The following is a 7901-nucleotide window of genomic DNA, read 5'->3' on the forward strand; positions in this document are numbered from 1 at the left end:
TCGAATTTGGTTAATTAGTTTTTATTTGAATAGGGAAGGCCTTACCTTCACCATAGGAACCCTTACAATCAGCATTTCCGCTTGAACCTGCATCGCAAGTTACTTTAGGTAGTTCGTACGAGCTTCCGTCGGTACATTTTGCGTTACCTTTAGCATTAATCTCCAGCTTACCGTTAACAGTGCTTGAAGTGACGCCTGTCTCACATGAAACTCCATCCCCGCGATTAAGTTTAACCGTGCCATTTCCCTTGTCGTCGAAATTGTACGCAAGGCGTAATGGGCGTCCAGTTGCATTATCCTGCAAGCCTGAATTTGACGACCAATTACCCTTAAGGAATTTCATATCGCCTGATTTAATATTTTGCTCGGTCAATGCCAACGGTTTAGTGTTAGGATTTTGTGCAACATTAGGAGCACCTGTAGACCCAGTTGCATTGTTAGTATTATTTGTGTTGTTATTCATACCAACTGGATCTACTGGTGGAACAACAGTATTGTTACTTTGAGTGTTCAAATTAGGGTCGACGGGTTTAACAGGATCGACTTGATTGTTTTCCGCTTCAGGCTTGCCTTCTGGACCATTTTTGTTTTCCTCGCCTGGAGCTTTGTTAGTTTCTTGCCCAGTTAAAGCTGGATCAGGTATTGGAGCAACAGGATTATTATCCTCTGGCTTAGTCTCACCTTCACCTTCAGGACCCTTATCCTTCCCTTTTTCGCCTTCGCCTAATCCAAGGCCTTCAGCAGTTCCAGTGCCTGTGCCAGTGCCGTCAACACCACCTTCAGATCCTACGGCTATGCCATCTTCACCGACAACAACACCATCTTCCCCGACAACAGTGCCATCAAGAAGATTTACACCTTCAAGAGTTTTAAGAATCTCTGTGTCAGTTACTACAGTATCACTATTTGCTATGTACCATTTACCATTTCGTGATACATAATAATTATTTTCCTTAAATGGAAGTAATATGTCACACTCTCTTGGTTTAATAGTTAAAAACTTACCGTCTTTATCCATTAAAACAGTTTCAGAAACTTTGTAGTATGTAATTGGGTCTTTGCATTCCTCTACAACTTCTTTTGTTTCCGCTATCCCAGTAATTTTGTTAGTTTCTTTTCCACTTACGGGATCTTTCTCAGGAGCTGGAGTGGGAGCAGGGGCGGGATCTGGAGTAGGTTTCGTTTCCTGTCCTGTGATTTTGTTAGCTGGATCATTTTTGTTTAAAGGAGCTTCAACAGTTCCTATCTTATCAGGGACATTGATACCACTGATATTTTTCTTGCCGTGGTCTTTGAAATAAAACCAGTATGCAGCCCCTGCTAATAATAAAAGTAATAGTAAAAGTAGTAGCCACCATAACCATCCGCTCTTTTTAGGTGGCAATGCCGCCGGAACCGCCACGGTAGGCGGTTTTTCAGCCGGTTGAAAATTAGAATGAAGTTGTATAAATGGGTCGGAATAAGGGGCTCTATTTTTATCTATAAAGCCCCAAAAAGTAATAACAGGTTTTCCGTCTACAAGATAAATATGTTCATTATTAGGAAATCTTATCGCAGTGAGTTGGTCTTTCATTTCCCCATTTGGGAGATATAGAAGTCTTGAGAAGATTTGTTGATCACTACTTGTAGATGTAGCAAAATCTTTTCCCAATTGCTCCATCTTTAATTTGAAACATTCTAATTCAGCAAGAGCAGTTTGACGCTCTTCATCTGTAGCAGAAGTCCATGGGATAATTTGATGTGTTCCATCCGCTCTGGTGCTTTCAAATGGTACATACCAATCGATAACATTTCCAATTTCATTTCTTTGTGGAACTGCTAAAAAATCAGCATATTTTTCTCCACATTTGAATTTGACGGCATTACGAAATTGAGAGGCCACAGTATAAACAGGCTGTCCATCCTGCCCCAAGGCCGTATAGTTTTTAAGCTCTCCGCTTCTAAGTAATGCACTCATATACCAAACCCCATTTTTACAATTTGTATCAATAGATTATATAAGAAAAAAAAGACTCCTCTTTGTCAGAGGAGTCTTAAATCAAGGCTAGGATTAAAGATTATCGTTAATTACCGTCAAAATACGTTTCGCTGTATTAGTTTGTTCAGGTTCACCTTTAGGATTTAGAACCCTTATTACACTTTTTGTCGATTCATCGTTAATCATCACAGTGTAAGGAAGAGGGGTTAGGTTACCTCTATCGCCCCACAATCTACTGATGGGATTTGATCCCTCCCTTTTTTCTCCTGTATCAGTGTCAAGATACAGAATAACAAAAGAGTTATTAGCTCTGTTTGAGCTTTGTACATTAAAACCAGCTCTGTTTAAAGCTTGTTGAACAGTTTCAAAACTGGTTCCTTTATTAGGTATTTCAAGAGAAATGTCGCCTGGGTCAAAAGATACTGGTCTAGATGAGTTGACCATTTGAACAACTTTTTCTGACTTAGTAGGCATTTGAGCTTTAGGTTTACCAGTTACTACAGGAGCTTCCGATGGCATGGCAGTAACGATATTGGTTTCAGATGCTTTTGCAGCTTTTGCAGCAGCTTTCTCTGCTTTTAACTGCTCTTTGTATTCACGCTCTCTTTCTCTAGCTCTCTTAATGCGTTCATCTTCACGTTGTTTTTTAGATTTTTTGAAATCAATACCATCATAAGCAGTTTTAGCTAAATTATCGCTAGCTCCTAAGTGCTTCATAAGTCTAGCAAGCATTAGTGCATTTAGACTTTCATCCTCTGGAGCTGGCAACCATTTGAATGTGTCTTGATTTCGATCCATTGCAGTCTCTTCCATTCTTTCATTAGAGATAAAAATTTCAGATCTGCCGTTGATGCGTTCAATTCTAGTTGTGAAGCGTTCGCGTTCGCCGCTATCGTAAACGTTATCGATTAGAGAACCCAAAGTTCTTCTAAGTAAAGTATCTGGGATTTTAGCCCTGTCCTCAGCCCAATCAGTACGAATAATACCAACTTCAGGACGGTCCTGATCAATAGTAAAACCTAAATCACCCCAGAAAGAAAGTAATAGTGGATAAACTTCGTTAGGGTCTGCATCCACTTGCAACCAACGAGTAGAGCCCTTAGATAGGATACGCATATTATCGTGTTGAGGAAGAACTACATTTCCGCTGCGTTTGTTTGCTTGTTCCTTAGCTAAAGCTTCATTAAATTTAATCGCTGAGGCCTGCCCATCTCTAGTAGAGTATTGGGGAGTTATTGCTGCAGATGATAAATCAGGTGGCAATGCCAACGGATCCCCTCTAACTGCACTTTTATAATCAACTTCTTTTTCAGGCAGTATGTCATCTGTGGAACTACATCCAACCATAACAGCTGATGCAACTAAAGCCGAGCAAATGAGATGTTTATTTTTAAAATTCATATGTAACCTGCTTCAAATTAAATTTAAGTTTTTTAATGATTGGTCAATTTTTTCTGCTAGACCATCAGTAATTTGTGTTAGTGGAAGGCGATAGCCTAGTTGTGATTTCCCGATTTTATGAACTGCATATTTAACAGGAATAGGGTTGGGTTCTTTAAAAAGAATATGATTTAGTTCATCAAGCTTAGAGTTGATTTCTCTAACTTTTAAAATATTTCCCTCTAGTGCAGCAAAGCATAATTCATGCATTAATTTAGGTGCAACGTTTCCAGTTACTGTAATATTTGCCTGAGCCCCTAATAGAATCAAAGCCGCAGCTGTTAAGTCATCCCCAGAATAGATTTGGAAATGTTCTGGTTTATTTGAAACTAATTCAGTTATCCGTGAGATATCTCCAGTAGCATCTTTAAGTCCAATAATATTTTGTAGCTCAGATAATCTAAGAACCGTATCATTTTTCATGTCGATAACAGTTCTACCTGGTACGTTATATAAAATAATTGGAAGTTCTGAGTTTTCAGAGATAGCTTTGTAGTGCTGAAACAAACCTTCTTGTGTAGGTTTGTTGTAGTATGGAACAACTGACAGGCCTGCAGATGCACCAGCTTTATGAGCATGATTAGCGAGAAAAATAGCTTCTTTGGTAGAGTTACCGCCTGTCCCAGCAATTATGGGTATACGACCCGCAGAGTGATCTACAGCAAGACTAACTAACTCAACATGTTCATTAAAATCGATGGTTGGAGATTCTCCAGAAGTACCAACAATAATCAAAGCATCAGACCCTTCCTCGACATGCCAGTCAATAAGATTTTTAAACGCATCCCTATCTATGTCACCCGAAGGAGTCATCGGAGTAACCATAGCGACAAGACTGCCTTTAAAAACAGGATATTTGGAAGTAACTATCATAAACCAAAGTCTAACTTAATTAATGCACTAGTTTAACTAATTAATTATGGGCTGTAATAATTTTGTTATGGAATAAAAGAAATTTTTTTGATATGTATGAGGAGAAAAAGAATAAAGCTGGCACCCCCGGCGAGGGCTTTCATTAAAATTTCATGCATTTTCAGTGTTGCATAGAATATAAAAAATTCAATACAAATACCGTGCTTAGAAAAAATATCTATATTGTGTTATAACACAAAGTATTATAATAAAGGATTGTCCATGTATACAATTATTGAAACTTTTGATTTTCAGAAAAAAGTTAAGGAAATTTGGAGTGAAGATGAAAAGTTTGAATTCTTTATTTATATAGCTACGTATCCTGAAGCTGGTGTTGTTATCCCTGGTGCAGGTGGACTAAGAAAGATAAGGTGGAGTAGTTCCAATAAGGGTAAAAGGGCTGGTGCAAGAGTTATCTATTACAACGAACTCCAAAAGGGATATATTTATCTGTTAGATATATATAAAAAGAATCTGCAAGAAAATATTAAATCTGGAAAACTGAAAACGTTAAGGAGAGATATAAAATGCAAGTGAAAGAAAAAATAAAGAATTGGAATGTTGATAGCATAGTAGAGGCGGTCATCAAGGATGATCCTGATGCTGAGCAAATCAGAGAAAGTCTTACAAGGGCATTACATGAAGTGAAGGCTGGTAAGTTCGCAAGTGCTACACGTATTAATGTACCTAAAATTATATCTATTAGGCATAGATCAGGGCTTTCTCAAGCTAAATTTGCTAATCAATTAGGCATATCTGTTAATACACTCAAATCCTGGGAGCAGGGACAACGCAATCCAAGTGGTGCCGCACTTAAGCTAATAAATCTTATTGAAAAACGTCCTGAACTTATTTCAGAGCTTTAATGTTATCCCTTGAAACCCACCATATTTTTCCATGAACGCAAATTGTTAACTGTTCGATATCATATTCACTGACATATTCTGGTAGATAGATAGTAGGCTCATACTATCGACCGTATTAGTAATAATTCGTATTGTATCCTGAACAGCACTAGCAAAATTCTGAACAGTCCATTCTTCTAACTAATGAGGCATTTAGCTGGCACCCCCGGCGAGGCTCGAACTCACAACCCCTCGCTTAGAAGGCGAGTGCTCTATCCAGTTGAGCTACGGGGATATAAAAGAAGATTATTATATTATTTTTTTTACAACAAAACTATATTTTTAGCCTAAAACATATCGTTAGTATTGATTTTGTTGCCTAATTAGCATTAAAATCTTATTTTTCAAGCTTTATGGTGGCTGTAGTTCAGTTGGTAGAGCACTGGATTGTGATTCCAGGTGTCGTGGGTTCGAGCCCCATCAGCCACCCCATTTTCTCATATCCTCATACTTCCCTATACAACTTTTTAAAACTTTTTAGAAAGAATATTTACCTGTAAAATCATAGAGTTAAACGATTTTCTTATTTCCTTTTATCACTTCCTAATCCCCCTTAATAACCCTTACAGCATAGCTTATATACGGTAACAAATGAGATGAAAGTGATAGTAATATAAGAAAAAATTCTCAGTGAAGATAATATGATCTTTGAGAAATTTATTGGATACAATCATAGTAATGAGTAGTGAACTCTTTAATTGATTGTTACAATTTATATGTGTATATCTGAAAGTAGTGCAAAACATTTTATATTCGGAAAATAAAGAGACTTTTCAATATATATCTGGATGGGAAGCCCTAAATATCACAAATGATAAGGGTTTAACAGCAGATTGGCATCCACTAAATTATTTTCAAAAAGATAAGCCTTTTAAGTTATATACCTTAGATAAATGTATGCCATTAGGTACTAAGGGGATTAAACTTAGGTACATACCATTTCTAAAAAATCGATACTATGTTGCCTCTTTCGCTAGAGCAATTGCTGATCTTGTGTATTTAGATCAATGCTATGGGCTAAAAAATTGTGTATACGATTTTCTTGATGAAAAAGACGCCAAAGAGCTTTATGACTATTTGAAAATAATAAATAAAACAAAAAATGTTGAACAATTCATGAGGTATGAATTAACAAAACTTTATTTTGAGGATAAAAACCATGCTTGATTCTCAATATGACAGAATAAAACTTATCAAAGAAATCTTACCTCTTTTAGGTGATAAATTTGTATTAAAAGGCGGAACCGCTCTATATCTATACTATGGCTTAGATAGATACTCTGAAGATGTTGACTTAGATTGTAAAACTTCTAATATGAACTTTTTGAATAAATTAAAAAATCACCGAGATTTTAAAGACTGGAAAGTAACAATTAAAAAAAACACAGAGACGGCTTTTAGATTAATGATAGATTATGGAGCTGTATCTAAAGAAGGTCCATACCCTCTCAAAATTGAAGTAAGTGCAAGAAATACTCAAAGACTAAGAGATTTTCCTAACTTGTACCAAAAACATGGCAATGTTAATGTCTATGGTATAGATGAACTAATACACATGAAAACCGCTGCTTTTACTGGTAGAGATAAAGTTAGAGATCTATATGACTTAAACTTTCTTTTCAAAAAGTACCCAGAGAATTTCTCTGAATCTTTATTAAGAGTTATTGTTCCCAAACTATACTACAGCGGTGAAGATGAATTAAACAATTTATTAGAATATGAATTCAATAAACACAATCTGTCTATTAGTGGATTTGTAGATTTCAAAAATTTCACTGAAAGTTTAGAAAAAAGAATGACTGAAAGATTAACATTTCTAGAAAAAAACAAAACAATATATCCTACAAACTCAAAACATGATAACGATGGGAATAACTATGATCTTGAAGAAATGATAAAGAGGGTTGAAGGGGAATTTGTAAAAATGCCCGATAATTTTAAATTAGAAGAATTTAGAAAATGGGTTAAAGATTATAAATCTTAACTAAGACTACCAAAACAATTACTAACTTTTGTTTACCCTTAATGCACATCACTCTAACTCCTGCCCTTATCTTTTATTGGATTTTTTTAAATTTTTAAACTAACCTTTTTTAGAAAATCCATTTTTCTTTTTAAATTTTCGTTATAGCTATTAAAACAATACTTCGCATCGTTTCAATAATTTTGATTTTTGAATTCATCTTAAATCCAAAGTTTTAAATTTTTTTTCTTCCAAATATTGTAATTTTGGGAGAATGGTTTTTAGAGAAGCTTAGGAAAAATTAATTTGGATATTTGTTAAAGAGAAAGGAACCACAAAAATGAAATCGCTTAGAGTAAAAGAAGTATATCTACCCAAAAAAAAAGGCAACCAAAAGATTGCCCTTACAGTTAAAATTTTTTAACCGTACGTTAAGGCAGTACGTCACCAATGAATTTAACCGTACGTTAAGGCAGTACGTCACCAATGAATTTGACCGTACGTTAAGGCAGTACGTCACCAATTTTTAACTGCATGAATATTTTACAAATTTTTATAAAAATAATCAAAACTTTCTGCCCTAAAAGACATCAATTTTGAACAATTCTATCAAATTTAAAATTATATCTATCTCCATCTTTTTCATATGAGAGATAGCTAGGATATTTTTGGCCTTCTATTTTTTTAACTACAATTTGCTTTT

7 protein-coding genes and 2 tRNA genes are annotated in these 7901 nt (G+C 35.5%); 5 read left to right on the forward strand and 4 right to left on the reverse strand.

Annotated elements, in window-relative coordinates; translation table 11 throughout:
- Positions 1 to 10 precede the first annotated feature (10 nt).
- From T432_RS0106275 to dapA, 3 genes are all read right to left on the reverse strand, one after another.
- Entirely contained in the window at positions 11 to 1957 is a 1947-nt protein-coding gene (locus tag T432_RS0106275; protein ID WP_028884604.1) for an SrfA family protein, read from the reverse strand.
- Between the two features lie 93 nt (positions 1958 to 2050).
- Entirely contained in the window at positions 2051 to 3379 is a 1329-nt protein-coding gene (locus T432_RS0106280; RefSeq protein WP_028884605.1) for an NlpB/DapX family lipoprotein, read from the reverse strand.
- Between the two features lie 12 nt (positions 3380 to 3391).
- Positions 3392 to 4291: a 4-hydroxy-tetrahydrodipicolinate synthase gene (gene dapA, locus T432_RS0106285; protein WP_028884606.1), complete on the reverse strand. Its 900-nt coding sequence runs from the start codon at positions 4289 to 4291 to the stop codon at positions 3392 to 3394.
- A 261-nt stretch (positions 4292 to 4552) separates the two neighbouring features.
- On the opposite strand from dapA, the gene T432_RS0106290 reads away from it, so the two are divergent.
- Together T432_RS0106290 and T432_RS0106295 are read left to right on the forward strand one after the other, a co-directional pair.
- Positions 4553 to 4867 carry a transcriptional regulator gene (locus T432_RS0106290; protein WP_028884607.1) on the forward strand — a complete coding sequence of 105 codons (315 nt, stop codon included), beginning with the start codon at positions 4553 to 4555 and terminating at the stop codon, positions 4865 to 4867.
- Positions 4858 to 5196 (forward strand): helix-turn-helix domain-containing protein, encoded by a 339-nt coding sequence (locus T432_RS0106295; protein WP_028884608.1) that lies wholly within the window; start codon positions 4858 to 4860, stop codon positions 5194 to 5196. The genes T432_RS0106290 and T432_RS0106295 overlap by 10 nt, the downstream gene beginning before the upstream one ends.
- A gap of 197 nt (positions 5197 to 5393) precedes the next feature.
- Here the strand turns inward: T432_RS0106295 and T432_RS0106300 are convergent.
- Positions 5394 to 5470 (reverse strand) — tRNA-Arg (locus tag T432_RS0106300).
- A 121-nt stretch (positions 5471 to 5591) separates the two neighbouring features.
- Here T432_RS0106300 and T432_RS0106305 point away from each other — a divergent pair.
- The 3 genes from T432_RS0106305 (at position 5592) to T432_RS07995 (ending at position 7219) form a co-directional block, all read left to right on the forward strand.
- Positions 5592 to 5667 (forward strand) — tRNA-His (locus T432_RS0106305).
- Between the two features lie 303 nt (positions 5668 to 5970).
- The gene (locus tag T432_RS0106310; RefSeq protein WP_248646291.1) at positions 5971 to 6402 is read left to right on the forward strand and encodes a hypothetical protein; all 432 of its coding nucleotides are present in this window, start codon (positions 5971 to 5973) and stop codon (positions 6400 to 6402) included.
- Positions 6395 to 7219, forward strand: a complete 825-nt coding sequence (locus T432_RS07995) for a nucleotidyl transferase AbiEii/AbiGii toxin family protein (protein WP_081799302.1) — start codon at positions 6395 to 6397, stop codon at positions 7217 to 7219. Before T432_RS0106310 ends, T432_RS07995 begins: the two co-directional genes overlap by 8 nt.
- The last annotated feature ends 682 nt before the right edge of the window (positions 7220 to 7901 follow it).

Source organism: Taylorella asinigenitalis ATCC 700933 (assembly GCF_000687755.1).
In the GTDB taxonomy this organism is placed as follows: Bacteria; Pseudomonadota; Gammaproteobacteria; order Burkholderiales; family Burkholderiaceae_B; genus Taylorella; species Taylorella asinigenitalis.